Origin of the sequence: Flavobacterium piscis (assembly GCF_031457575.1) — a bacterium.
Taxonomy (GTDB): Bacteria; Bacteroidota; Bacteroidia; order Flavobacteriales; family Flavobacteriaceae; genus Flavobacterium; species Flavobacterium piscis_A.
On record NZ_JAVDWQ010000010.1, the window covers coordinates 172,251 to 198,301 of the forward strand.

General features: G+C 32.1%; 23 protein-coding genes. 10 read left to right on the top strand and 13 right to left on the bottom strand.

Annotated features, from left to right (window positions below; genetic code table 11):
* Positions 1–22: 22 nt before the first annotated feature.
* The 5 genes from J2W48_RS15240 to J2W48_RS15260 form a co-directional block, all read right to left on the bottom strand.
* The gene (locus J2W48_RS15240) at positions 23–1,309 is read right to left on the bottom strand and encodes a glycosyltransferase family 4 protein (protein WP_310282499.1); all 1,287 of its coding nucleotides are present in this window, start codon (positions 1,307–1,309) and stop codon (positions 23–25) included.
* Positions 1,310–1,339: 30 nt separating this feature from the next.
* Complete coding sequence (locus J2W48_RS15245) at positions 1,340–1,534, bottom strand: hypothetical protein (protein ID WP_310282500.1); 195 nt, start codon at positions 1,532–1,534, stop codon at positions 1,340–1,342.
* A gap of 265 nt (positions 1,535–1,799) precedes the next feature.
* On the bottom strand, positions 1,800–1,964 hold the full coding sequence (locus J2W48_RS15250; protein WP_310282501.1) for a hypothetical protein: 165 nt from the start codon (positions 1,962–1,964) through the stop codon (positions 1,800–1,802).
* Positions 1,965–2,009: 45 nt separating this feature from the next.
* A complete protein-coding gene (locus J2W48_RS15255; RefSeq protein ID WP_310282502.1) occupies positions 2,010–4,439 on the bottom strand; it encodes a YfhO family protein in 2,430 nt (809 codons plus the stop codon).
* A 48-nt stretch (positions 4,440–4,487) separates the two neighbouring features.
* Positions 4,488–4,772, bottom strand: coding sequence for a DUF4834 family protein (locus tag J2W48_RS15260; RefSeq protein ID WP_310282503.1), 285 nt, complete (start codon positions 4,770–4,772; stop codon positions 4,488–4,490).
* A gap of 124 nt (positions 4,773–4,896) precedes the next feature.
* On the opposite strand from J2W48_RS15260, the gene J2W48_RS15265 reads away from it, so the two are divergent.
* Positions 4,897–5,916: a transporter gene (locus J2W48_RS15265; RefSeq protein WP_310282504.1), complete on the top strand. Its 1,020-nt coding sequence runs from the start codon at positions 4,897–4,899 to the stop codon at positions 5,914–5,916.
* A gap of 66 nt (positions 5,917–5,982) precedes the next feature.
* Positions 5,983–7,113: a GTP cyclohydrolase gene (locus tag J2W48_RS15270; RefSeq protein ID WP_310282505.1), complete on the top strand. Its 1,131-nt coding sequence runs from the start codon at positions 5,983–5,985 to the stop codon at positions 7,111–7,113.
* Between the two features lie 105 nt (positions 7,114–7,218).
* Here J2W48_RS15270 and yidC read toward each other — a convergent pair whose 3' ends face one another.
* The 8 genes from yidC to J2W48_RS15310 all read right to left on the bottom strand — a co-directional run bounded on the left by yidC (position 7,219) and on the right by J2W48_RS15310 (position 18,340).
* Positions 7,219–9,123, bottom strand: a complete 1,905-nt coding sequence (gene yidC, locus J2W48_RS15275; protein ID WP_310282506.1) for a membrane protein insertase YidC — start codon at positions 9,121–9,123, stop codon at positions 7,219–7,221.
* Between the two features lie 73 nt (positions 9,124–9,196).
* Complete coding sequence (locus J2W48_RS15280) at positions 9,197–10,816, bottom strand: CTP synthase (RefSeq protein ID WP_310282507.1); 1,620 nt, start codon at positions 10,814–10,816, stop codon at positions 9,197–9,199.
* Positions 10,817–11,065: 249 nt separating this feature from the next.
* Positions 11,066–11,302 carry a DUF3820 family protein gene (locus tag J2W48_RS15285; RefSeq protein WP_310282508.1) on the bottom strand — a complete coding sequence of 79 codons (237 nt, stop codon included), beginning with the start codon at positions 11,300–11,302 and terminating at the stop codon, positions 11,066–11,068.
* 75 nt (positions 11,303–11,377) lie between these two features.
* Positions 11,378–11,779 carry an OsmC family protein gene (locus J2W48_RS15290; RefSeq protein WP_310282509.1) on the bottom strand — a complete coding sequence of 134 codons (402 nt, stop codon included), beginning with the start codon at positions 11,777–11,779 and terminating at the stop codon, positions 11,378–11,380.
* Positions 11,779–13,857, bottom strand: a complete 2,079-nt coding sequence (locus J2W48_RS15295) for a PBP1 and LysM peptidoglycan-binding domain-containing protein (protein ID WP_310282510.1) — start codon at positions 13,855–13,857, stop codon at positions 11,779–11,781. Before J2W48_RS15295 ends, J2W48_RS15290 begins: the two co-directional genes overlap by 1 nt.
* Positions 13,858–13,954: 97 nt before the next feature.
* Entirely contained in the window at positions 13,955–15,871 is a 1,917-nt protein-coding gene (locus J2W48_RS15300) for a lytic transglycosylase (protein WP_310282511.1), read from the bottom strand.
* Between the two features lie 61 nt (positions 15,872–15,932).
* A complete protein-coding gene (guaA, locus tag J2W48_RS15305; RefSeq protein ID WP_310282512.1) occupies positions 15,933–17,462 on the bottom strand; it encodes a glutamine-hydrolyzing GMP synthase in 1,530 nt (509 codons plus the stop codon).
* A gap of 170 nt (positions 17,463–17,632) precedes the next feature.
* Positions 17,633–18,340, bottom strand: a complete 708-nt coding sequence (locus tag J2W48_RS15310; RefSeq protein ID WP_310282513.1) for a hypothetical protein — start codon at positions 18,338–18,340, stop codon at positions 17,633–17,635.
* Between the two features lie 337 nt (positions 18,341–18,677).
* Here J2W48_RS15310 and J2W48_RS15315 point away from each other — a divergent pair, with 337 nt between their 5' ends.
* The 8 genes from J2W48_RS15315 (at position 18,678) to J2W48_RS15350 (ending at position 25,778) form a co-directional block, all read left to right on the top strand.
* Positions 18,678–19,592, top strand: a complete 915-nt coding sequence (locus tag J2W48_RS15315; protein WP_310282514.1) for a DnaJ C-terminal domain-containing protein — start codon at positions 18,678–18,680, stop codon at positions 19,590–19,592.
* Positions 19,585–19,905 (top strand): chaperone modulator CbpM, encoded by a 321-nt coding sequence (locus J2W48_RS15320; protein ID WP_310282515.1) that lies wholly within the window; start codon positions 19,585–19,587, stop codon positions 19,903–19,905. The genes J2W48_RS15315 and J2W48_RS15320 overlap by 8 nt, the downstream gene beginning before the upstream one ends.
* Before the next feature lie 149 nt (positions 19,906–20,054).
* Positions 20,055–20,441: a RidA family protein gene (locus tag J2W48_RS15325; RefSeq protein WP_310282516.1), complete on the top strand. Its 387-nt coding sequence runs from the start codon at positions 20,055–20,057 to the stop codon at positions 20,439–20,441.
* A 78-nt stretch (positions 20,442–20,519) separates the two neighbouring features.
* Complete coding sequence (locus tag J2W48_RS15330) at positions 20,520–21,776, top strand: voltage-gated chloride channel family protein (RefSeq protein ID WP_310282517.1); 1,257 nt, start codon at positions 20,520–20,522, stop codon at positions 21,774–21,776.
* A gap of 68 nt (positions 21,777–21,844) precedes the next feature.
* The gene (locus J2W48_RS15335) at positions 21,845–22,849 is read left to right on the top strand and encodes a DHH family phosphoesterase (RefSeq protein ID WP_310282518.1); all 1,005 of its coding nucleotides are present in this window, start codon (positions 21,845–21,847) and stop codon (positions 22,847–22,849) included.
* A 7-nt stretch (positions 22,850–22,856) separates the two neighbouring features.
* On the top strand, positions 22,857–23,498 hold the full coding sequence (gldI, locus tag J2W48_RS15340; protein WP_310282519.1) for a gliding motility-associated peptidyl-prolyl isomerase GldI: 642 nt from the start codon (positions 22,857–22,859) through the stop codon (positions 23,496–23,498).
* A gap of 17 nt (positions 23,499–23,515) precedes the next feature.
* A complete protein-coding gene (locus tag J2W48_RS15345) occupies positions 23,516–24,589 on the top strand; it encodes a peptidylprolyl isomerase (RefSeq protein ID WP_310282520.1) in 1,074 nt (357 codons plus the stop codon).
* Between the two features lie 46 nt (positions 24,590–24,635).
* Complete coding sequence (locus tag J2W48_RS15350; protein WP_310282521.1) at positions 24,636–25,778, top strand: peptidylprolyl isomerase; 1,143 nt, start codon at positions 24,636–24,638, stop codon at positions 25,776–25,778.
* Positions 25,779–26,051 lie beyond the last annotated feature (273 nt).

Consider the following 26,051-nt stretch of genomic DNA (forward strand, 5'->3'; position numbering starts at 1 on the left):
GATTTTTGATTATTGCAAGCTGTTATTCACTAATCAATTGTACTAATTGTTTGGTTAGGTTTTTTCTTGAATATTTTTGCAAACCAACACCATTAGCTTGTAATTTTCCTTCCAGAAATTGATTATAAAAATCCAAAATTACACTTTTTAATTTCTGTTTTTCAGAATAATCAAAAAATACTCCCGTATTTGTTTCCTTTATAATATCAGCAAAATCAGACCCCTGAGGACCAATAGCAATTATAGGACGATTTGACACCATATATTCGAATAATTTACCCGGGATAATACTTTTGGTGTCTTCTGAATTAATTTCGATAAGAAGCAAAACCTGCGATTTTTTTTGATGTGCTATGGCTTCATGATGTGAAACATATCCTAAAAGATTCAAATAGCTGTTCAGATCAAACTTTTTAAGAGAATCCAAAACCTCCTGACTCACAGCACCAATTAATTTAATTTCCAAATTAAATTTAAAATCAGGAATTTCATTAAGTAGCTCAATCAGACATTCCCATAAAAATTCCGGATTTCTGTCAGACAAAAATGATCCAATATGTGCTAAAGTAAATTTGGCATCCAAAGTTTGCTTGTCAATATTTTCGATATCATAGCCATTGGTGATAACCGAAATTGGCTTATTGGTAATAGTCTGAAATTCGGCTTTTGTAGTTTTACTGGTTACAATAATAGTATCGGCAGTATTTAGTACTTTATATTCTAATTTTTTATGCCTTTTTGCTGCGTAGTTCGACAAATGTAACGCTTTATGATACCCAATTGTAGTCCATGGATCTCGGAAATCGGTAAACCATCTTATATTTAATTTTTGTTTCAATTCTAATCCAATCAAATGTAAACTATGCGGAGGACCGGAAGTTACAATCGTATCTATATTATTTTCTTTAATATATTTTTCAAGATAAGATACTGAAGGTTTTACCCATAAAACACGAGCATCCGGAATAAAAAGATTACCACGAACCCAAAGAAAAATTTTATCTGAAAATGTTTGCTTTTTTTTATGCGGTAAAATTCCGGAGCTAATTTTCTTGGTTTTATTTTTTGAAAAAACAGATGCTAATTGATAAGGCTCCCAAATTTTATTTTTAAGAACAATAACCTGATCAGAGATTTCAGTGACCAAACCTTCATCAATTATTGGATACGTAGGATTCTCAGGAACATAAATAATAGGCTGAATGCCAAAATCCGGTAAATATTTTACAAATTTAAGCCAACGCTGTACACCTGGCCCTCCCGCTGGTGGAAAATAATAGGTAATGATTAATATTTTTTTTGATTTCAAGTTTAAGATTTTAAGTCGGGTATGGTTTTTTTATTCTTTTTTGTCGTTAAGTTTATTCAATTCCTCAATATCCAATTGGTCTTTTAGTCTGTTACACGCCTTTTTTGTTTTAATCAAACTAGTATAATCTAAAAAACAAACGGGTACTTCCTGCAAAATTACAATCGTTACATTTTGAAATAAATTCTCGAAGTTTTCATTCTCTAAACCTTTAACCGAAGTCATCACGTCTAATCTTAAATCATAAGAAATAGTAATTCTGTAAAACCTGCAACAAATTGCATTGTTTCAATTTGAGGAAAATCACCAATTCCAATTGAAGCAAAAGACAATCGTAGATCTTTTCTATTTTTAAAGTATCCTCAATTAAAATATCAATGTCACATGTATTTCGAATATAACCATAAATATTTACTGCTAACCCCAATAGTTAAATAACGAACATTATTTTCGTTGAATATTTTCCAAATATTTAAAATTTCTTGAAGCATTATTTTTTCAGAATAATTCTGGGAGATGTTTTTAAGGTGTAAGAAAGTTCAACCAATGCCATAAAACGCTCTATTCTTTCAGAATACAACTTTTGCAAATCAGAAGTTATAGAATTTAATTCTTTATTTTGAATAATACTTTTATTTATGTCTTTTGGTTTCATATTCAAATATACGATTTAAAAAACTTAGTACTTTTTCTTTACTTTCTATTTTCTTGCTTCTTTTCTTTCAAAATAAATACCCCCAATCAAAAGCAATAACATTCCAATTGAACTTGCTAAAGCAATTATACTTCCGGTTTTTACTACTTCCGGTTCAAATTTAAACTCAATAGTATGCTTTCCTCCGGGTACTTCCATCGCCCTTAAAACATAATTTACCGGAAAATGATCCGTTAACTGTCCATCAATATAAGCGTTCCAGCCATTTTTATAATACATTTCAGAGAAAACGGCTAAACCATCTTTTCCATTGTCAGACTGATATTTAATGTAGTTGGGTTTATATTCCACAACCTCAATTTTTCCTGTTGTATCCCAGTTTTTCTTTAATCGAGCGCTTTTAAATTTACCTTCATGATCATGAACATTAAAGACTGCTACTCTTTTAGTGTCAATGTTATCTAATGCCTTCATCACATCATCAGGTTTATTTACCAGCCTTACAGAGCTCACAAACCAGGCATTGCCATTAGCTTCCGGATTGATTGTTGGAAATTCTTTTCCCTCCTTGTCCGTCTGAATAATATATTTTACATTCAGCATATCCAAAACCTCCATATTGTTTTTTGCAATCTGATAGTCAAAAAGCTGCTGTATTCTTCTTGGTTTTGCAGCGTGATAACCACCTAATGAATTATGAAAATACGAAGCACGGGCACTTGACATATTTCCGTTTACTTCAAAAACCCTGTAATGAGTTGTATCTTTTAAAATCTCAGAATCAGAAGGTGTTTCCTGAAAAGGTGCAGCAACTTGCACAGGACTCACAAAATCTTTAGCAGAAACATATTTTTTATCTACCAAAAACAAATCGAAAATCATTATAAGACCGACGATAATTAAAGTTGTATTTTGAGCCAGTTTATTTTTAATAAACAACCATAAAATTCCAAAAGTCACTACAATAAAAAAGCCAGAACGCAATAAATCTGCATAGTAAAGGCTAATTCTGTCTTCTTTTAAAGCATCAACAAATTCTGGTCCTTGTACTTGTAGATAATACTCATCGTTCATTCCAGAAAAATGAAATAAACTTTTAGTAAATACTAAAATTAATATAGTTCCTAAACCAAAAACTCCTGTTTGTTTTAATGCTTTCTGCTGTAACAAAGCATTATCTTTAGCTTTAAAAAACGATTGCAATCCCATTATAGCAAGAACAGGAAAACATAATTCAAGAATTACCTGAATCGATGAAACCGCTCTGAATTTATCATACATTGGAACATAATCAATAAAAAAGTCCGTTAGTAATGCAAAGTTTTTTCCCCATGAAAGGATTAATGCTACTAATGCTCCCGAAAGAAACACATATTTTATTTTCCTATCATCAATAAACAATGCCAAAACTCCCAAAAAGAAAACTACAACTCCAATGTATGCTGGAGCCGCAACAATAGGCTGATCTCCCCAATAAGTAGGTATTCCTGAAGCAAATTCTTCTGCTTGAGATTCAGTTGCACCTTTCTCAATAGCTAAAGAATACATTCTACTATCTTTGCCTAAGTTTTCATGATTTGAACCTCCAAAAAGCCTTGGTGAAATCAAGTTAAAACTTTCTGCTATACCATAACTATATTCTGTGATGTATTCGCGGCTTAAAGCGTTTTCATTTGTTTTTTTAGAACCGTCAGGATTAAAAGTCAATTCGCTGTTACTACGCGTACTAAATTTAGCATACTCACTCGTTGCCATTAAATTAGTGGCATTTGCGCCAATGGCAAAAATTCCGGCTACTGCCAAAATTCCAATAGAAGTTAAAAGAGGTGCGAATTCTTTTTCTTTAATAAAATTGAAAGCAAAATAACCTGATAGTATCAATAAAAAAATTAATAGATAATAGGTCATTTGAAAGTGGTTTGCATTAATTTCTAACGCAACCGCAAACATAGTGAGTAAACCTCCCCAAATATATTTTTTTTGAAAAACCAAAATGAATCCGGCAATAACGAGAGGCATATACGCAATCGCATGCGCTTTGGCATTATGACCAACGCCAAGTATAATAATTAAATAAGTTGAAAAACCAAATGCAAGTGCCCCAATAAAGGCTTTTAATGGATCTGTTTTTAAAACTAATAAAAGTCCATAAAAACCTAAGAAATATAAAAACAGATAATCTGCAGGGCGTGGCAGAAAGCGTAACAGGTCATCTAATTTCCCTACATAATCATTTGGATAATTAGCTCCTAACTGATATGTAGGCATACCTCCAAAAGCAGAGTTTGTCCAATATGGTTCTGAATGTTCTGTGGCTCTAAAATCATTTTGTTCCTTAGCCATTCCGGTATATTGTGCTATATCGGACTGAAAAATTTTCTTTCCTTGTAAAACAGGATAAAAATAAATTAAAGAAACGAGAATAAAACCCAGTATTACAAGAGCATGCGGATAAAACTTATTTACTATTTTCAATTTTGGCTGGTTTGGTTAAACGATAAAATAATTGTTTGGACTACAAACTTAATCTATTTCTTCGTAATCGACATAATCTCCCACCTTTTTGGTTTCGCGGGGATTTTTTGCATTAGCGGTATCAATGATTATCTCATCATTGTTTGTACGTTTTTTTTGCCATGAATTATCCTGGCTGTATTGTTGTTGTCTCTGAAAATTCTCTCCTGCCTTTTCAACCGCTTTTTTAACCAATACCGGTAAAAAGATTCTGGCTAAAAATTTAAAAATATAATAAAACGCTATCATATAAAAAATAGCTTTCATCAAACCTGTAAAAGATGCTTCTTGCATAATTATATATTTTTTTTCAAAATTAATAAAACCATTACTGAAAATTAAAATATCAATCTTAAATAAATAATAAAATATAGTACATTTGAAATGCGTTATAACTTTTTAATCAAAAAATACATGTATGTTCAAAATTAAAAACATTTTTATAACTGGTCTTTTTTTTATACCACAACTTTTTTTTGCCCAATATACTGATGACATCAATTCAAACCGACCAGGCGAAACCATGTCGGCATTCTCCGTTGGAAAATCCGTTATTCAGGCGGAAATTGGTTTTTACGGAATTAATGAAAAACATGATTTACAAAATTATCAGGCCAGTGGTTTTGGAACTGATTTAACGCTAAGATGGGGCCTTTTTCTTGAAAAACTGGAACTTATTGCAGATATACAATATCAAAGCCAGGAATTCACAACACCTTTTACCAGTTTTAAGAAAAATGATTTTAAACAAACAGTAATAGGAGCTAAATATTTGATTTATGATCCATTTAAAAACTATAAAAAAAATGTCAATATCTACAGTTATAAAGCCAATAAACAATTCGACTGGCATCAATTAATTCCCGCAGTTTCCATATTTGCAGGTGCAAATTTTGTTTTTGAGAACAATCCTTACGCATATGGTTCTAACACTCTAAATTTTGCGTCTACAGAGTCCGGTATTTCACCAAAAGTAATGCTGATTACACAAAACCATTTTGGTGATGGCAGATGGGTTTTAGTATCCAATATCATTGCAGATTATATTACTACCGATTATTCCGGTTACGGATATGTTTTAACCTTAACAAGAGGTTTTAACCATACCTGGTCAGGATTTATCGAAAACCAAGGATACAAAAGTGATTTATACAGTGATGCTATTCTTCGGGGTGGTGCTGCTTATCTACTTGCTGGAAACATGCAAATTGATGCTTCAATTAGTACTAATTTTAAAAACACTCCTTCAGTTTTATATGGCGGTATTGGTTTTTCCTGGCGTTATGATGCTAAATATAAAGAACAGCAGATGGAGTTTGGCAAACAAAGAAAATCAAAAAGCAAGAAGTCAAAAGAGGACAAAATAAAAGAAGAAAAGAACCAGAAAGAAATTGATTATCAGGAGCAGGAAAGAAAAAGAAAAGCTAAATACGAATAATCCAACATAATAAATACTTTTCCAATCTCTTAAAATTAGGGGATTTTAAAATAAAAACTAGTTTAAATGATTACAATTAAAGAAGCGAAAACCAAAAAGGAATTAACAGAATATATCAAATTTCCTTTTTCTCTATACAAAGACAATCCATATTGGGTACCTCCTATTATTTCTGATGAATTAGAATCATTCGATAAAACTAAAAACCCTGCTTTTGAAAACGCAGAAGCTTATTTTTATTTAGCTTATAAAAACAATGAAATAGTGGGGAGAATTACTGCTATCATCAACTGGGCAGAAGTTAACAATCAACATAAAAAGAAAGTTCGTTTTGGATGGTTTGATGTTATTGACGATGTTGAAGTAACCAAAGCCTTACTGGAAAAAGTTTACGAATTAGGAAAAAAGAACAATCTTGACCATGTTGAAGGCCCAATGGGTTTTTCTAATTTAGACAAAGTAGGAGTTCTTACAGAAGGTTATGACCAAATAGGAACCATGATTACCTGGTATAATAACCCTTATTATGTAACCCATTTTGAACAACTTGGTTTTAAGATTGAAAAGGAGTATATCGAAAGTATTTTTCCGTTTTCAAATGTAAAACCTGAATTCTTCCTGAAAGCCCAGGAACTTATCAAAAAAAGATATGGTTTAAGATCTTTAACTTTTACCAAAACAAAAGACATTATGCCCCATGTAGACAAAATGTTCGATTTGTTTAATGAATCTTACGAAAAACTGGCTTCATTTGTTGCAATTTCAGATGTTCAGAAAGAATATTTTAAAAAGAAATATATTAGCTTTATTAATCCTGAATATATCAAGTTTGTCGTTGATAAAGATGATAAGTTAGTTGCTTTCAGTATTGTAATGCCTAGCTTTACAGAAGCTTTACAAAAAGCAAAAGGAAAACTTTTTCCATTTGGATTTCTGCACTTATTAAAAGCGAAAAAACATAGTAAAGATGTTGTCTTTTATCTTATTGGAGTTCATCCGGATTATCAAAATAAAGGCGTTACTGCTATTATTTTTGATGAGTATTATAAAACTTTCTCCGAAAAAGGAATTCAAAATTGCATCAGAACCCCTGAGTTATTAGAAAATAATGCGATTCATTTATTGTGGAAAAACTTTGACCCAAAAATTCATTGTCAGCGAAAAACATATCGCAGGGAATTAATAGAAGTAAACTAAAAATAAAGATATAATAGATTTATTCTAAAAATCTTCTCCCATAAAACACAAAAAAAGGCTAAAATTAAGATTAATTTTAGCCTTTTTTATATCAATTAGAAATACTTATTTCTTTTTATTTTGTTTTTTTGCAGCCTCTTGCTGCTCCATTACTTCCTGAAGACGCTGTTGAAATTTACCCTGTTTTTTAGGTTCTTTCAATTTATTTTCTTGAATTTGAGCATGAATTTTATCCGTATCAACGATATAATTTTTGATTACAAACATAATTCCGATTGTAATTAAGTTTGAAATAAAGTTATACAAACTCAAACCGGCACCATAACTATTGAAGAAAATTAACATCATTAATGGCGAAACGTAAATCATGATTTTCATCATTTTTGCCATGTCCGGCATACCTTCTTGTTGAGGCGCAGCCATTTGCTGATCACCAGAAGTCATTTTCATATAGAAGAAAATTGCAATTGCTGCCAATATTGGAAACAAACTAATATGGCTTCCATATAAAGGAATATTAAATGGCAATTGGTAAATAGAATCAAATGATGACAAGTCATCTGCCCATAGGAAACTTTTTTGCCTCAACTCAAAAGCGGATGGGAAGAACTGGAACGATGCATACATAAAAGGAAGCTGAATCAATGCCGGAATACATCCTGCCATTGGATTTACTCCCGCTTTATTATACAACTTCATTGTTTCCTGTTGTTTCTTCATTGGGTCTTTTTTGAATTTTTCTCCCAATTCAGTAATTTCAGGACGCAAAACTTTCATTTTTGCCTGAGATAAAAACGACTTATAGGTAATTGGCGACATGGCCAATTTTATAATAATAGTAAAGATGATAATTGCAATTCCGTAAGCAATATAATCACTCAAAAATCCGAATAATGGAATAAAAATCCATTTATTAATCCAGCCGAAAATGCCCCAGCCTAATGGAATTATTTTTTCAAAATTTTTATCGTATGATTTTAACACTTTATAATCCGAAGGCCCAAAGTACCAGTTCATTTTATAATCAATCTCTCCGTTAGAGAAAGCTAGAGGAACTGTTGCGTTAAACTGCTTTATATAAGTAGTGTCAACAGCTTCGTCTACCACCACCTTATTTGACTTTAAACTAGATTTGGCAAAAGGAGTATTAGTTGATAAAATAGCACTAAAAAAATGTTGCTTAAAAGCTATAAAACTTACTTCATTTGGGGTTTCTTCCTTATTATTCCCATCACCTACATAATCCTTTTTTCCTTCTTCATATTCAAAATAAATTTCAGTAAATCTATTTTCAATAGCAATACTTTTTTCTGTACGGTACGTTTTTAAATCCCATTGTAAATCTAATGGTTTAGCAGAATTTATAAGTTTATTTAAACCTTGGGAACGAATATCAAAACCAACTAAATATTCATTTGGTTTCAGTATATATTTGTATTCTAAAAATTCATTTGCCCCTGCTTTTAAACGCATTGTCAAAATTTGATCAGTGCCAATTTTAGTCAGCGTCGGCTCAAAAAATAAATCTTTAGAGTTTAAAGTTCTGTTATCAGTTGTTTGTAACTGAATATTCAAATTAGCATTGTTATCTTTAATCAATTCAACTAATTCACCTGAACCTTTTTCAAATTTTTCGAATTCTTTAAGTATAGCTTCAACTATATAACCACCTTTATTAGCTATTTTAAGTTTAATCTTTTCGTTTTCAATAGTAGTAAAAGACTCTTTTGCTGAAGGAAGTGTGGCAGAATAAGCAAAACCTCCTAATGTTTTTTGCAATTGCGCCAACTGAGCAGTATCCCCTGGAGTTACAGCAACAACTGGCAAAACAGCTGCTTTAGTTTTGTCAGTTTTTATCTCTGCTTCTTGTTTAGCTACTAATTCTTTCTTGGCTTTTTCAGCAGCAATTTCTTTGTCAGAAGGCTGATTTTGGTACATAATCCAAATTAAAATTCCAAATATCAATACAAAACCAATGATTGAATTAAGATCAATTTTTTTTTCTTCCATTATAATTTAAAAAAGTTATTCGTTAAAGGCTATTAGTTATGAGTTTCGCTCAAAAGTTACATCCTCTTGAATATTAATTATTATTTTTATGTGCATTTACTGCGGCAGCCACAAAATTCACGAAAATTGGATGTGGATTGGCAACTGTACTTTTATATTCAGGATGGTATTGTACTCCAATGAAAAACGGATGGTTTTCAAGTTCTATGATTTCTACCAATCCTGTATCGGGATTAATTCCAGAAGCAATTAATCCTGCTTTCTGCAATTCATCTTTATATTTATTATTGTATTCATAACGGTGACGGTGACGCTCCGAAATAGTTTTTTCTCCGTATATTCTGTGCGCTAAAGTATTTGGCTTAATATCGCATTTCCAGGCACCAAGACGCATCGTTCCTCCTTTATCAGTAATTGTTTTTTGCTCTTCCATCAAATTCACAACCGGGTGTTTTGTGTTCTCATTCATCTCAGTAGAATTCGCTTCAGCGTAGCCTAAAATATTTCTGGAATATTCAATAACAGCCATTTGCATTCCTAAACAAATTCCAAAAAACGGAATATTATTTTCACGTGCAAAACGGACCGCCTCAATTTTTCCTTCAATACCTCTTTCTCCAAATCCTGGGGCTACTAAAACACCATCCAAAACTCCTAATTTTTCTGCAACATTATCAATATTGATATGTTCTGAATGTATCGAAATTACATTAACTTTTGTCTCATTTGCAGCACCTGCATGAATAAAAGCTTCTAAAATAGATTTGTAACAATCCTGCATTTCTACATACTTTCCAATCAAACCAATATTTACAGTATGTTTTGGGTTTTTTAATCTGCGTAAAAAAGTATTCCAGTTTTTTAAATCCGGTGCCGCTTTTTTAGGTAAATCTAACTTTTTCAAAGCAACAACATCCAATCCTTCTTCAAGCATTAAATTTGGAACTTCGTATATTGTCGAAGCATCAATAGATTGAATTACTGCTTCTCTTTTTACATTACAAAACAACGCTAATTTATTACGCAATTCATCAGAAAGCTCATGTTCAGTTCTACAAACCAAAATATCAGCTTTAATACCGCTTTCCATTAACGTTTTAACAGAGTGCTGTGTCGGTTTAGTTTTTAACTCTCCTGCAGCAGCCAAATAAGGAACTAAAGTTAAATGAATAACAATTCCGTTGTTTTCACCTAATTCCCAAACCAACTGACGAACAGACTCGATATAAGGAAGTGATTCAATATCACCAACAGTTCCTCCAATTTCAGTAATGACAATATCAAAATCGCCAGATTTACCCAACAATTGCATTCTGTCTTTGATTTCATTTGTAATATGAGGGACAACCTGAACCGTTTTTCCTAAAAATTCCCCTCTTCTTTCTTTTTCAATAACCGAAAGATATACTCTTCCTGTAGTAACATTATTTGCCTGAGAAGTAGGGACATTCAGAAAACGCTCGTAGTGACCTAAATCCAAATCCGTTTCAGCACCATCATCTGTTACGTAACATTCTCCGTGTTCATATGGATTCAGCGTACCTGGATCCACATTTATATACGGATCAAATTTTTGAATAGTCGTACGATATCCTCTTCCTTGTAACAATTTTGCTAAAGATGCTGCGATAATTCCTTTTCCTAATGAAGAAGTCACACCGCCAGTAACAAAAATATATTTTGTTTGATTCATTCTGTTGTTGTTTGTATTGTAGTTGTGTAAAAAACTTGGCAAAAGTACAAATTTAATTGGATAATTAGAATTTTAGACTTCTTAGATTTTTAGATTTTTGGATTGCTGGAATTAAAACAGAGTTTATTTTTTTTCAAATCAAAAACAAACTCTTTGATGTATTATATTATTTATATTCATTGCTATATTTCAAGTTATTATAATGAAAATTTTATCTAATAACCTAAAAATCCAATAATCTTAAGATGCCTAAGACATAGGTTTCGGATATTGCTTTTTAATATTTCGGATTAACTCTTCCAATCCATTTAGTTTTATTTCGTAAATGAGTGCCAATTGTTGTCCTAATTCCCCTTTTGGAAAACCTTTATTGTGATACCAAACAATATAATATTCAGGAATATCAATAAGAAACCAGCCTTCATATTTACCAAAGGGCATTTTGGTATGTGCTAATTTTATAAGCTGTTTTTTGTCTTGTTCCATTTAAAAAGAGAAGCAAGAAAAAAGATATAATATATTCTTTTTTCTTGCTTTTTATCGTTAAATAATTAATATATTCTATTTCCAGTTGAAAGTAATTCTTTTTTCGATATCAGAATTTAAACTTAAAAACACAGGACAAGTCATAGCAGCACGCTCTAAAATAGTTTTATTTTTTTCGTCTGCTTCCCCTTTCATTTCAAAAACAATTTCGATAGCACCAATTCTTCTTGGCTCAGCATTCATAATCTTAGTTACTTCTGCAGTAGAATCGTCAATATTTACGTTTATATCACGTGCTTTAATTCCCATAATTGTCATCATACAGCTCGCCAAAGCGTTAGCAACTGTATCTGTTGGAGAAAAAGCTTCCCCTTTTCCATTATTATCCAACGGAGCATCAGAAATGATTTCGCTTCCTGATTGAACATGTATTGATCTTGTTCTTAAATCGCCTAAATAGGTTACTTTTGATGTCATTAATTTGCTACTTTTAAAGTTAAGTCTGAGTCGTAATATAAAATATAAACACCTTTGTTAGCGTGTCCTCCATCTTCTTTTTTATAATATTGAAATTTATTATCAACTTGTTCAGTTGTAATCAAATCAGCAGTTTCCTGATAGGTTTTGCCCTGAATCAGACGCATCATCGTATCAAAAGTTACATCAAATCCACGGGTAGCATATGTATTAGGATTTATTTTATTCTTTAGCCTGTATTCTTTTTCAAAAATCAACACCCTGGCTTCGTCACTTTCACGGGCAACTGACGGATACATTAATTTTAATTTTACAAGATTTTCAAAATTGATTTCGTCAGTATCCAAAGTGCTGTTTGGTTCTAAAATCACCAATTGTACCTGGCATGTTCTCTGTGCTTCGACCAGAGCTTTTATAGTAGCCTTGACCATTGCTGTATTACTGGTTTCCATTACAACATAATTAAGTCTGTTTGGCAATAATAAACTTTTCAAATTAGCGGCATCCAAACCTCCTGTCGCAGTTAGGGAAGCAAAAATGACACCTTTTTGGTTTTGCTTGATATAATTAACTACTGATTCTTTTTTCTTGTCTACAACAGCTACAATATTTCCGTTTTTAGAACGCATATAATCAAAAACCGAATTTCTGACAATATCATTTGTTGGTATTGACTGATACAAATTATCAATTGGATTTGCACTGTCTTTTGACAATGGTGAAATCACCGGTACATTATATAAACGTAAGAAATTAGCGGTTGCTTCTGCATTAGTTTGATAAAAGGGACCAATAACTGCATTGGCATCCTGTAATTTGTTCTGAGAAATCAAACTTGTTACATTCGATGCGTTTTTTGTTTCCTGTGAATCATAAATCGATATATCAATTGGTAATTTTAATATTTTTGCCGAATCAATTGCCATTAAAGCTCCTGAATAAAAATCAAGGGTCATATTCAGAAATTTGTCGTTTTTTATTTGATTAGCCGCGTTTGCTGTATCGTTTTGAATCTTAGCCAAATTAAAAGGCAATAATAAAACTAATTTTTTACGATCATTTTGTCCTCTTTTTTTAGTCAATTCAATTACTTCCGAATTAGCAGAAACGGTTTCTGATTTTACTTTTTCAACAATTTTAATACCTGCTGTATTTTCCGTTGGTCTTTCAATAAATTTCTCAGTTGCTTTTTCAGCAGGCAGTTGTGCAATAATTGGAGCTGGTGCCAAATATCCTGTCGGAACTTTTAAAACCATCCCTTCTTTTACGCCTTCAGAAAGAGCTGGATTCAATTCTGTTAATTCCTCCTGAGTCAAATGAAAAGTTCTTGACAAACTATAAAATGTTTCTTTTGGTTTTACCTGATAATCCATATAAGATGTTGCTTTTTTGGAAGTTTCAGACTGTTTTTTAGTCTCAGCAGTTTTAGTAATACTTGCTGCACTCTCAGATCTAGGTGCTGTTCCTTTTATAGTTAATCTGTATCCAATTGGAAGATTGGCAACAATTTCAGGATTACGCTTTTCCAAATCCTCAACAGTTGTATTATACTGTTTTGCAATCGAATATTTAGTTTCTTTTGCCAAAACATCATGATAGATATATTTTTCTTGTGTTTTTTCTTTAATTGATTTGTTAGTTATTGATGGAGTTCCTTTTACAGGAATAACTAATGTCTGTCCAATTTGCAAACCGTTTTCAATCAAAAAAGGATTGGCTGCTTTCAAAGCTTCATCAGTAACGCCATATCTTTTTTCTATTCCAAACAGCGTTTCTTTAGGTTGCACTTCATGTATAATTTCTTTTACAGAACCTGAACTTTTTACTACAGCATCTTCTTTTTTATCAGGGCTGGTTTTACTATTCATATTAGGGATCAATAAAACTGTATTTGGTTTCAAAGAGGTTCTTGCATCTGGATTTAACTGGTAAATATCATAAGGAGTAACCTTGAATTTTTGAGCAATCTGATTGATTGTTTCTCCATTTAAAACAGTGTATTTAACTATTTTTTCCTGAGAAAATGCAGAACACGTAATAAAAAAAACCAGAGAATATATGGTGAAAAAATATTTCATAAATAGGTGTTAAAACAATTAATTCTTTAATGCGAACAAGATACTAATTTCTCTTTAAAAACAAAAATCGGTCCAGTAGTTAATTCTTTGCGAATTATTATCTCAGGTCAATCTCAACTTTTGCAATAATAATATTTTTATACAACTCATCTTCTTCATTTTGCTTGCATTTATATAAAGCTTCTTCCATATTAATAAATTTATTACAGTATACATAATACGAAAGACTATTAATATTAAAGAAAAAACTTGCATTGAAATCTCCTGAATCAATTAGCATCATTATCAGTTTGTCTCTGGCTATGGTTTCTGTAAATGTACCTAAAACCAAATAATACCCATTAGAAACTTCTTTTAGATTATCAAAAACCTCAATCTTTATATTTTTTTCATTTTTAAATGGATTTTCTTTTAGTTCACGTTTCATTTCTTCTAACGAAACAGTTTTTGAAGATTCTGCCGATTTGGTTTTATTTTGATTTTTAATCGCTTCGTCCTGATATTTTTTCAATTTTAATAAAGCGAGTTTATCATCATACTTCCTGGCTTCCATGCTATAATAAGAAGCTTTGCTGATATGACGTTTTACCTCAATTTTTTTCTGGGTGTCAAGAGAATCAATTTTTGCAATTAACTGCTGGTTTTGCGCATCGCCTTGCTCCTGTTCTATTTTATAACGCTTAATCTCTTCAACAGAAAGTCTTTGTTGTATTGAAGTAATATTTTTATTTTTCTCGTTTTCACGGATTTTCTTCTTGTATTCCTGATTTTCCTCAACAGCAATTCGCTCTACTTTATTCATTAATCCGGCGTAAGCTTTTCGGTTTTCAGCCAATTCTTTTTTTAATTGAGAAGACAATTCACTGGTTTTTCCAATGCCTTCATACGATTGTTTTTCCAGTCTTTTTGACTCATCAACATTCAGAACATCCATTCTTTTCAGTTCTGCTAAATCGGTTTTCATTGTATTGACTAACGAATCTAATTTAGTCATTAAAATATCCTGCACATTTTTATTAGCTTCTAAAACCAAGCGTAATTTTTCAACCGAATTTTCTTTTGAACCATTCAGATCATTCAGATTCAATTTCAAATCATTAATTTTTATAATTTTCTGATTCATTTCTTTCTGAACAACAAGCCTGTCTTTTAAATCTTCCAGTTCAACAGTTTTTGCTTTTGTTTTTTCAACCACGACTTGTTTTTCTGCTAAAGCCAACATCAATTCTTCGCTTTCGTTAGTTGGTTTTATTTCCTTTGTATTGATGGCTAATTTATTCCCAATAACCAATCCGTTTACAATTTCAGGGTTTTGAGATTCTAATTGGTCTATTGAAATTCCGTACTTTTTAGCAATCGAAAACTTAGTTTCTTTAGGCTCAACAATATGAAAAACAGTTTCCTGATTAATTACACGAACTCTCCCGTCAAGTGTTTTTCTTTTGTTTGGAATTGCTATGGTCTGACCAATTTGCAATCCGCCAAGAAGCAAGTCTTTATTTAGATTTTCTAAATCTTGTACCGAAACATTATATTGTCTGGCAATACCAAACAACGATTCTTTAGCAACTACATGATGCATTATTTTGGAAGAAGTTGCAATTTCAGTTTTTGGAAGATTCGCATCATTTTGCGGAATAATTAATTCCTGGCCAATCTGAAGTCCGTTAGCAAGAATTGTGGAGTTTGCATTCTGAATCGCTTCAACAGAAACATTATATTGTTTTGATAAACCAAAGAGAGTTTCTTTTGCACCAACAACATGAGTAATTTGATGGTTTGAATTTTGTTTTTTTGCGGAATGAACAGGAATTTTAATAATTTGATTATCCTTGATTCCACTTTGCGATTCGGGGTTGAGTTTGTAAATCTCATCTACAGAAACCTGATATTGTTGGGCAATGAAATAAGCGGTTTCTCCTTTTTGAATTTTATGCTCAATAATTGAATCTTGTGCAGTTATTTTGTTAAAAGACAAAATAAACACAAGAGAAATCGTTAAAAGTTCTCTCATAAATAGTAGGTTTAAAAAATTAAGGCATTACAAATGTAACGCCTTAATTTGAAAAATGGTACTATTCCCACTCAATTGTTGCAGGTGGTTTTGAACTTATATCGTAAACCACACGATTCACGCCTTTTACCTTATTTATGATGTCATTTGATACTTTCATTAAGAAGTCGTAAGGTAAATGAACCCAGTCTGCAGTCATTCCATCTGTCGATTCAACGGCTCTAAGTGCTACAACTTTTTCATAAGTCCGCTCATCCCCCATTACACCAACACTATTTACAGGAAGTAAAATTGCTCCGGCCTGCCAAACTTTGTCATACAATCCCCAGGATTTTAATCCGTCGATAAAAACAGCATCTACATCTTGCAAAATTTGAACTTTCTCAGGAGTAATATCTCCTAAAATTCTGATTGATAATCCCGGCCCCGGAAAAGGATGTCTTCCCAATAATTCCGGATCTATTCCTAAAGTAGCTCCCACTCTACGAACTTCGTCTTTAAACAACATTCTAAGTGGTTCTACGATTTTTAATTTCATATAATCTGGTAATCCGCCAACGTTATGGTGCGATTTAATCGTTGCCGATGGTCCTTTTACAGAAACCGACTCGATTACGTCAGGATATATAGTTCCTTGTGCCAGCCATTTTACATCTTCGATTAAGTGCGATTCATCATCAAAAACTTCGATAAATACACGCCCAATAGTTTTACGTTTGGTTTCCGGATCGCTGATTCCGGCTAATTCACCAAGAAAACGATCTCCTGCGTCTACCCCTTTTACATTCAAACCCATTCCTTTGTATTGATCTAATACATTTTGGAATTCGTTTTTTCGAAGCAAACCATTATTTACGAAAATACAATATAAGTTTTTGCCAATGGCCTGGTGTAATAAAACTGCTGCTACAGTAGAATCTACTCCACCTGACAATCCTAAAACCACTTTATCATTACCTAATTTTTCTTTTAATTCTCCCACCATTTCTTCTACAAAAGCGTTTGGTGTAAAGTTTTGAGGTACTTCGGCTATATTTACTAAAAAGTTTTCCAGTATTTTTGATCCGTCAGTAGAATGGAAAACTTCCGGGTGATACTGAATAGCATAAGTAGTTTCACCTTCAATTTTATAAGCGGCATATTCTACATCATGCGTGCTGGCTAATTTTACTGCATTTGTTGGTAAAGCCTTGATACTATCGCTATGGCTCATCCAAACCTGACTATTTTCTGAAACTCCATTAAAGAAAACTTCATTCTCTTTAATATAAGACAAATTAGCTCTGCCATATTCTCTGGTGTTCGAAGCGGCTACTTCTCCTCCGCTAAAATGGGCTAAATATTGCGCTCCGTAACAAACTGCCAACATGGGAAGCCTGCCTCGAATTTGAGATAAATCAGGATGTGGAGCATCTTCTGCACGAACAGAAAATGGGCTTCCACCCAAAATTACGGCTTTATAAGGTGATAAGTCACTAGGAAAGTGATTGTAAGGGAAAATTTCGCAGAATATATTTAATTCGCGAACTCTACGCGCAATAAGCTGTGTATATTGCGATCCGAAATCTAAAATAAGTACGTTGTGTTGCATGCGCAAAAATACTTTTTATATTCCAAAATGAAAAATCGGAATGATGAAAAAATAAATATTTTTTCATCATTCCGATTTTAGGGACAAAGGTTCAGAGCCACAAAGGTTCAAAGGTAATTTACAAACTTGGTAAATTTTATCCTTTGTTTCTAATTGCTTAAACCTTGAATCTACTCTTTTGTAACAATAATTGAGGCTTTAAAACCAGCTGCAAGATTGTTCCAATAATCATTGGTAATCAATGCCCCTTTATCATCAAAAACCTGGATTTCGGCAGTATTTCCTCCTAAAGAACCTATGTTTAATGCTTCAAAATCAAGTTTGTTAAAACCATCTGAAAGTATAATTTTGACTTGCTTGTAATTACTCTCCAAAAATAATTGGCCCTGTATTATTTGATCATTCGAAGAAATTTTGACTAAATCGCCATCTATGGCTCCAAAATCCCTAAGTTTTACAATAAAATAAGCTGATTTTGTTTTAAATTCCCCTAAAGAGATGTTTTTCTTAATCAATTCACCCCTGCCTTCTTTTAAACCAGCATCTCTTAAAGCTTTATCCAGATCTTTTTCCATTTTAGGCACATATCGATCTCCAGGATTTGCAAAATCAGTTTCTGTAGACATCGTAAACTTGCTTTTTTCTTCTCCAATTTGAAATTTAGATTTTGGGGTTATACTGGTATTATCAAAAACATTTGGCGTTTTAATATTAGGAATATCTGTATTTTCTGAATGAGGGTTTTTAACTTCCGGAGCTGGTATTTTTTTAGCACTAAACTTTGGTGCAGGAATAGATTTAAAACCAGAATTAAATTCTGTTTGAGCTGATACAGTTACAGCAATAAAAAATAATATGAAAAATAAAATGTACTTCATTGAAAAAATTTTATCGAATCGGCTTTTAAAATTTTATAAAATCAAAAGTATACCATCGCAAAAATAGTATAATTTAGTTAGGCTCTGCAACTTTAAGACTTTTATAACACTATATTAGGCTAATTTTGGGAGACAAAAAACCTGCCAAAAATTGTCTTTTTGCAAAAAACAAATCCCAATAACAAAATTCAAAATTATATTTATCACAGGTAAATAAATCCATCGTTGAAATAAAAGATAATACGTTGTTTTTTGTTTTTAAAAACACATCATTTTGATAATTAACAACTTATTCCTAACTTGAATATTTTACTTTACCTTTATTTAAAAAAATAAAATGGATTATATCGATTATTATAAAATATTGGGTATTACGAAATCAGCTACTGAAGCCGAAATCAAAAAGGCATATCGAAAACTTGCCCGAAAATATCATCCCGATCTGAATCCGAATGATAAAGAAGCGGAAAAAAAATTCAAAGAATTAAATGAAGCAAATGAGGTTTTGAGTAATCCCGAAAATCGGAAAAAATACGATAAATACGGGAAAGACTGGAGACATGCTGATGAATTTGAAAAAGCAGGTTTTAACCCGAATCAGCAACAACGTTCACAACAACAAAACAATCAGGATTATGCTGATTTTGGTCAAGGTAATTTCTCAGGAAGCGATTTTTCTGATTTTTTTAATTCCATGTATGGAAATACAGGAAACACAAGAAGTCAATCTAAATACAGAGGTCAGGATTTTAATGCCGAACTGGAGTTAGATTTGGCTTCGGCTTATACAAATAACAAACAAAATTTAGCTGTAAACGGAAAAAATATCCGAATTACTATTCCAGCCGGTGTAGAAAACGGACAGATTATAAAAATTCCGGGGCATGGCGGACCTGGAGCAAACGGCGGGCCAAATGGTGATTTGTATATTACTTTTATAATTTCTAACAATTCCGCTTTTAAACGAGATGGCAATAATCTTTATTCAGATGTTGATCTTGATTTGTATACGGCAATTTTAGGAGGTGAAATTTTCGTGAATACTTTTGATGGAAAAGTAAAAATAAAAGTATCTCCCGAAACGCAAACCGGAACTAAAGTTAAATTAAAAGGAAAAGGGTTTCCTGTTTACAAAAAAGATAATCAGTTTGGGGATTTATACATTACTTATAATTTAAAAGTACCAACAAAATTATCAGAAAAAGAAAAAGAATTATTCCAGGAATTATCTAAAATAAGAAATCATGAATAGTGAAAATTTAATACACATAAAACAATTTTGTATTTATCACGAAATTGAAAACACCTTTATTACGAAGTTGAATAATTATGGTTTAGTTGAAATTATTATTCAGGAAGAAGACCAATATTTACATCCTGAACAATTACCTGTCATAGAAAAAATGATACGATTGCATTATGATCTCAAAATTAATTTTGAAGGAATTGATGCTATTTATCATTTACTGAATAAAATTGAGGTTTTACAACAAAATCTAACCGTTGCTCAAAATAAACTTCGCCTTTATGAGCAGCAACAGAATGAATATGATTCTGAGTTTTAGATCAAAATATCACAAAAAAGAATATTTTTCAGAATGATTTCCAAACAAATTGAGTTCTTTTCAACTACATATTTTATAAATTGCAACGGTATTAACTAATCAGGATCTGTTTTAAAATTAATGTAAAACAATTCAAAAAAACATAAAAAATGAAAAGAGAAAACATCTTGACAGGATCACCATGGGAAGACAAAATGGGTTATTGTCGTGCTGTACGTATAGGAAATATTATCGAAGTTTCAGGAACTGTAGCTATTGTAGATGGCGAAAAAGTAAAAACCGATGATGCTTATGCTCAGACATATAATATTTTAGAACGTGTTGAAAAAGTATTGGAAGATTTAAATGTTGGAATGAAAGATGTAATCAGAACCCGAATTTTCACTACTGATATTAGTACTTTTGAAGAAGTTGCCAGAGCGCATGCTGCCTTTTTTAAAGATGTAAAACCTACTACCGGTTTTTATGAAATCAGCAAGCTTGTTGCTCCTGAATATTTGGTTGAAATTGAATTCACTGCTGTTATTCAGGGATAAAAAATAATAGCCACGGATTGAAGTATTAAAAAAAAACTTTTAATTTGTGGCTAATTAAATTCCTATCTCAAATTATTAATGGCTTTTCAAAAATTTAAAGAAATACTGCTGACAATACTCAAATGGATTCTCATTTGTGGGTTGACAGGCCTTTTTTCAGGATCGGCATCAGCCTTTTTTTTAGTGTCTTTAGAATGGGTTACGCAATTTAGGCTTGAGCACGACTGGATTGTCTGGTTTTTGCCTTTTGGAGGATTACTGGTTGGTTTAAGCTATTATTATTGGGGAGAATCTGTCGTAAAAGGCAATAACTTATTATTGGAAGAATACGAAAATCCCCAGAAAGTAATTCCGTTTAAAATGGCTCCCTTAGTACTTTTAGGAACTTTAATTACTCATTTATTTGGAGGCTCGGCTGGTCGCGAAGGAACAGCAGTACAGATGGGTGGTGCCATTGCCGATCAGTTTACCAAATTTTTTAATTTAGATAATTCCGAAAGAAAAATCTTGATTATCCTCGGAATAAGTGGTGGTTTTGCTTCTGTTTTTGGAACTCCTTTAGCAGGTGCTATTTTTGCTTTAGAGGTTCTTTACTTTAGTAAAATCAATTTCAAAAGTATTATTTTTTCCTTTTTAGTAGCTTATGCGGCTTATTTTACTGTAGAATTCTGGCATATCAAACACACTCACTACAGTATCCCTTTTGTTCCGGAAATTAGCCCGATTAATTTATTTTATACCATTATAGTCGGAGTTTTATCTGGTTTTGCTGCTTTATTATTTTCAAGAAGCACTCATCTTTGGGGATCTCTTTTTTCAAAAAACATAAAATACCCACCATTGCGTCCTTTTATTGGAGGAATTATTTTAGCCATTGCAATTGCTGGTCTTGGATTTACAAAATTTTCAGGATTAGGTGTTCCCGTTATTGTTGATTCATTCTCAAATGCCAATCCTTGGTATGATTTTTTACTTAAAATTTTATTTACCGGATTTACTTTAGGGGCAGGTTTTAAAGGAGGTGAAGTAACACCTTTATTTTTTGTTGGCGCTACTTTAGGAAGTGCATTATCACTCGTTATTCCAATGCCAATTGCACTTTTAGCAGGGATAGGCTTTGTAGCCGTATTTTCTGGTGCAACTCATACTCCTATCGCCTGTACTGTGATGGGGATGGAATTATTTGGAATTCAACCTGGAATCTTCATTGCTATTGCGTGTACGATTGCCTATTTTTCATCAGGCTCTGTTGGTATTTATAAATCGCAGATCGTAAAAGGGGCGAAATACAAATTGTATCAAAAATTTCATAAAAAAGAACTGGAGAATTTGTAATCCCTAAAAGTGTGTTAATCTCTAAAATGATTTCAACATTACATTAAAAAAATGTAAATTCGCACACTATGAAAATACAAGATATTCAAGCGATACGATTATTACTCGCAACCCCAAAGAAAATTGCCATAATTCCGCATAGAGGCCCAGATGGTGACGCTATGGGGTCAACTTTAGGATTATATCATTTTTTACTAAAAAACAATCACCAGCCAACGGTGATTGCCCCTAATGATTTTCCTGATTTTTTAGCCTGGTTACCGGGATCTGAAACAGTAAAAATATTTGAAAAAGACACTCAAAACTGTACTAAAATACTAGAAGAAGCAGAGTTGATTTTTACTCTTGATTTTAATGCTTTTCATCGTACTGGCGAAATGGAGCACACTTTAGCAAAACTAAAAGCACCATTTATCATGATTGATCATCATCAAAAACCTGATGACTATGCAGCTTACACTTATTCTGATACTTCTTTTGGATCGACTTGCGAGATGGTTTATAACTTCATTTCATTTTTAGATAAAAAACAAGATCTCGATAAAACTATTGCAACTTGTCTTTATACCGGAATATTGACAGATTCTGGTTCATTTCGTTTTCCGAAAACAACAGGAAATACACATCGTATTGTTGCTGAACTGATAGATTTAGGTGCAGAAAATACTGAAATTCCAGTTTTGTTATTCGATAATAGTTCATACAGCCGTTTACAATTATTAGGATGCGCTTTGCAGAATATGAAAATTCTTGAAGAACATAAAACTTCCTATACTTCTTTGACACAAGAAGAGCTCGATTCCTTTAATTATGTAAAAGGGGATACAGAAGGTATTGTTAATTATGGATTAAGTATAAAAGATATCGTTTTTACTGCTATTTTTATAGAAAATAAAGACGAGAATATCATTAAGATTTCCTTCCGTTCACAAGGCGGATTTGATGTAAATCAATTTGCCAGAGATCATTTTAATGGTGGAGGTCATACTAATGCAGCTGGCGGAAAATCAGACCTTTCAATGGAAGAAACATTAAAAAAATTCGAAGCTTTAGTCACAAAACTAAAAATATAATCCAAATATGAACTACTTAAAACTTAGCATTTGCACCTTGCTCTTTGCCATTTTATTGTTTAGCTGCAAACAGCATGAACAAGCTAGAAGACCTATTTCTCAAACTTCGGGTACTTTTATGAAAAAATCGGCTGATCGAAATAAAAAGTTAGTAGCCAACGAAGAGGATGTTATCAAAAAAATAATCAAAAGTAATCCTAAAATAAAATATTTCGCTACAAGAAAAGGATATTGGTTGTATTACGAAGAACGAAATTTAACAGATTCTTCGACTCCAAAAAAAGGTGATATTGCTTATTTTAATTTAGAAGTAAAAGATATAAATGGTAAAATCATTTACTCTGAAGCCGAACTTGGCCCACAAACCTATTATGTTGACAAACAAGATATCATGATGGGATTGCGGGATGGTATCAAATTAATGCACAAAAATGAAACCGTAACTTTCTTGTTTCCATCCCATATTGCGTATGGATACCATGGCGACAATAAAAAAATTGGGACTAATCAATCATTAATATGCACGGTTACACTTCGGAATTTTGTTCCCGAAGAAGTTCCTAAAACTTCTGTAACAAAGTCACAAACACCAAAACCTGCTGCTCCTAAATCTGCAATTGAAACCAAAAAAGATACATTAACACTATAAAAATAACATCCAAAAAAATGAAAAAAAGTATTTTATTATTACTATTAGCCGTTTCCTCATTCTATTCTTGTAAAGACGAACATAGCAATTTACCTGATGGTTTATATGCTGAAATTGAAACTAATAAAGGAAGCATTATTGTTGAATTAGATTATAAAAAAGCCCCCATTACTGTTGCTAATTTTATAACCTTAGCTGAAGGTAAAAATGAATTTATAATCGATGAAAATCTCAAAAAGAAACCTTTTTTTGATGGACTCAAATTCCATAGAGTTATTGAAGGTTTCATGATACAGACAGGAGATCCTTTAGGAACAGGTTCCGGAGATACAGGATATAAATTTAAAGATGAATTTACTGATTTAAAATTTGATAAAGCAGGAGTCTTGGCTATGGCTAATAACGGTCCCGGGACCAATAGCAGTCAATTTTTCATTACCCACGTTGAAACTCCGTGGTTAGACGGAAAGCATACAATTTTTGGTCATGTAGTAAATAAGGGTCAGGAAGTGGTAAATCAGGTTAAACAAGATGATCAACTAATTTCTATAAAGATTATCAGAAATGGTGATGCTGCTAAGAAATTTGACGCTGTAAAAGTGTTTCATGATTATTTTTCTGAAATAGCAAAAGAAAGAAGTAAATATATCGGTGTTCAAAAAGAAAAAGCGGCCTACTACGCCTCTTTAAAACCAAAAGCTACAAAATCTGCTACGGGTTTAGAATATGTAATTACTGAAAAAGGAACTGGTAAAAAACCTTCAGCAGGAACACAATTATATATTCATTATGCAGGATTTTTGGAAGACGGTACCTTATTTGATTCAAGTCTGGAAGAGGTTAATAAAGCTTTTGGAAAATATGATGCTGCAAGAGGTGAAGCGAAAGGATATCAGCCTATCCCATTTCAAGCCGGACGTAAAGACGGAATGATTCCCGGATTTATTGAAGGAATTGAAAAACTTTCTTTTGGAGATAAAGCTGTTCTTTTTATTCCATCTCACTTAGCTTATGGAGAAACCGGTGCAGGTGCAGTTATCCCTCCAAATGCTAATATCATTTTTGAAATACAATTACTAGAAAAACTTTAATAATCTTATTTTTAAAATATTATCACAGACTTAAATTAAAATTACGATGAAATTTAAATTTCTATTTTTATTTTGCTTTGCATTTATTAATATGCAAGCACAAACGACAAAAAAAACAGCTGTAAAAAAAGCAGCCACAACAAAGTCTGATAACACAACCGTTATTACTACGAATCCTAATGAAGGTATTTTCGCAACAATCTCTACCACTAAAGGCGATATTGTTTTAACATTAGAATACATAAAAGTACCGGTAACTGTTGCTAATTTTATTTCTTTGGCAGAAGGTAAAAATCCTAACCTAAAAGTGGAGAATTTAAAAGGAAAACCATTTTATGACGGATTAAAATTTCACAGAGTTATCAATGATTTTATGATTCAGGGTGGAGATCCAGACGGAAATGGTTCAGGAGGTCCTGGATTTTCATTTAAAGATGAATTTGTAGACAATTTAAAATTTGACAAAGGCGGTATATTAGCAATGGCTAATTCTGGTCCCGCTACAAATGGGAGTCAATTTTTTATTACACATAAAGACACGCCTTGGTTAAACGGAAAACATACTATTTTTGGTCATGTAGTTTCTGGAATGGATATAGTTAATAAAATTGTACAGGATGATCTCATGACAAAAATCACTATAACACGCAAAGGTACAGCAGCAAAAAAATTTGATGCTGTAAAAGTTATAGCTGATGATGCAAAAAAAGAAGAAGCTAAAAAAGCAGAAAGTCAAAAAGTAGTTATCGAAAAAGCTGCTTATTTCACAAGTACTAAAACTGCTGCAGCAACAACAGAATCAGGTTTAAAATATGTAATTACAAAAAAAGGAACCGGAATAAAACCGGCTGAAGGAACCACTTTCTATTTTCATTATGCAGGTTATTTTGAAGACGGAACTCTTTTTGACAGCAGTATGAGCGAAGTAGCAAAAACTTACGGAAAGTACGATGCTAATAGGGATGCTCAAAAAGGATATCAGGCATTTCCGTTTGTAGCCGGTAAAAAAGACGGTATGATTCCAGGTTTTTTAGAAGCTTTAAATATGATGTCAGACGGAGAAAAAGCAATTTTTTTCCTTCCTCCTAATTTAGCTTATGGCGAAAATGGAGCTGGTAGTGTAATTCCACCAAATTCAACTTTAGTATTCGAAATTGAAACTTACGATAAACAGCCTTTGACTAAGTAATTTTAGTTAGAATCCCCCTTCCCTTAAACTAAATGGTTGTTGAATATAAATATTCAACAACCATTTTTTGTATACAATATATCTAATACCAATTATGATTGTAAAATAGCCTGATTAAATCAAGCTATTTTTTTGTTTTAAATTAGGCTTATTTATAAATATAAATTATATATTTGACTATGGCAAAAGCAAAACTTATACTGGTAAAAGAAAGTGAACAAGAACTTAAGTTGTTAATGAGAAAACAACCAGTTCATTTAAAAAACCGAATAC

Excerpts from the sequence above, each read along its gene's own strand:
- gldI (WP_310282519.1), top strand. The coding sequence starts at position 22,857 with ATGAACTACTTAAAACTTAGCATTTGCACCTTGCTCTTTGCCATTTTA.
- J2W48_RS15335 (WP_310282518.1), top strand. The coding sequence starts at position 21,845 with ATGAAAATACAAGATATTCAAGCGATACGATTATTACTCGCAACCCCA.
- J2W48_RS15310 (WP_310282513.1), bottom strand. The coding sequence starts at position 18,340 with ATGAAGTACATTTTATTTTTCATATTATTTTTTATTGCTGTAACTGTA.
- J2W48_RS15350 (WP_310282521.1), top strand. The coding sequence starts at position 24,636 with ATGAAATTTAAATTTCTATTTTTATTTTGCTTTGCATTTATTAATATG.
- guaA (WP_310282512.1), bottom strand. The coding sequence starts at position 17,462 with ATGCAACACAACGTACTTATTTTAGATTTCGGATCGCAATATACACAG.
- J2W48_RS15295 (WP_310282510.1), bottom strand. The coding sequence starts at position 13,857 with ATGAAATATTTTTTCACCATATATTCTCTGGTTTTTTTTATTACGTGT.
- J2W48_RS15250 (WP_310282501.1), bottom strand. The coding sequence starts at position 1,964 with ATGAAACCAAAAGACATAAATAAAAGTATTATTCAAAATAAAGAATTA.
- J2W48_RS15265 (WP_310282504.1), top strand. The coding sequence starts at position 4,897 with ATGTTCAAAATTAAAAACATTTTTATAACTGGTCTTTTTTTTATACCA.
- J2W48_RS15345 (WP_310282520.1), top strand. The coding sequence starts at position 23,516 with ATGAAAAAAAGTATTTTATTATTACTATTAGCCGTTTCCTCATTCTAT.
- J2W48_RS15290 (WP_310282509.1), bottom strand. The coding sequence starts at position 11,779 with ATGACATCAAAAGTAACCTATTTAGGCGATTTAAGAACAAGATCAATA.
- J2W48_RS15280 (WP_310282507.1), bottom strand. The coding sequence starts at position 10,816 with ATGAATCAAACAAAATATATTTTTGTTACTGGCGGTGTGACTTCTTCA.
- J2W48_RS15260 (WP_310282503.1), bottom strand. The coding sequence starts at position 4,772 with ATGCAAGAAGCATCTTTTACAGGTTTGATGAAAGCTATTTTTTATATG.
- J2W48_RS15270 (WP_310282505.1), top strand. The coding sequence starts at position 5,983 with ATGATTACAATTAAAGAAGCGAAAACCAAAAAGGAATTAACAGAATAT.
- J2W48_RS15320 (WP_310282515.1), top strand. The coding sequence starts at position 19,585 with ATGAATAGTGAAAATTTAATACACATAAAACAATTTTGTATTTATCAC.
- J2W48_RS15285 (WP_310282508.1), bottom strand. The coding sequence starts at position 11,302 with ATGGAACAAGACAAAAAACAGCTTATAAAATTAGCACATACCAAAATG.
- J2W48_RS15245 (WP_310282500.1), bottom strand. The coding sequence starts at position 1,534 with ATGACTTCGGTTAAAGGTTTAGAGAATGAAAACTTCGAGAATTTATTT.
- J2W48_RS15315 (WP_310282514.1), top strand. The coding sequence starts at position 18,678 with ATGGATTATATCGATTATTATAAAATATTGGGTATTACGAAATCAGCT.
- J2W48_RS15330 (WP_310282517.1), top strand. The coding sequence starts at position 20,520 with ATGGCTTTTCAAAAATTTAAAGAAATACTGCTGACAATACTCAAATGG.
- J2W48_RS15325 (WP_310282516.1), top strand. The coding sequence starts at position 20,055 with ATGAAAAGAGAAAACATCTTGACAGGATCACCATGGGAAGACAAAATG.
- yidC (WP_310282506.1), bottom strand. The coding sequence starts at position 9,123 with ATGGAAGAAAAAAAAATTGATCTTAATTCAATCATTGGTTTTGTATTG.
- J2W48_RS15300 (WP_310282511.1), bottom strand. The coding sequence starts at position 15,871 with ATGAGAGAACTTTTAACGATTTCTCTTGTGTTTATTTTGTCTTTTAAC.